Source organism: Pseudoalteromonas sp. S4492 (genome assembly GCF_005886115.1).
In the GTDB taxonomy this organism is placed as follows: Bacteria; Pseudomonadota; Gammaproteobacteria; order Enterobacterales; family Alteromonadaceae; genus Pseudoalteromonas; species Pseudoalteromonas gelatinilytica.
Genome location: NZ_PNCP01000210.1, coordinates 1 through 228 on the forward strand (window position 1 = coordinate 1; position 228 = coordinate 228).

Annotated in this window: 1 protein-coding gene; it reads left to right on the plus strand. The window is 36.0% G+C overall.

The annotated features are described in order from the left end of the window. The coding region (locus tag CWC28_RS22360) for a hypothetical protein (RefSeq protein WP_212746822.1) at nt 1–228 on the plus strand (228 nt) is incomplete at both ends.

Here is a 228-nt window from a genome sequence, read left to right on the forward strand (position 1 = left end):
TACGGTGCAAATACTTTTGACTCAAGCTTTGTACATACTTCACTTGCTGTCGACCTCACTATTACTTCAGTTTGGTTACCTTTAGTATCTGCAAAATCCGTTTTTTTCAGTGATCGCCAAGGTGATATTCAAGGAATAAGTCAATATCTAGAAAGTGCGAAAAATGTATTGATAAAACTTACACCTACCCAATTAAGAGCCTTGCAAAATTATATCGGTGATGACGTT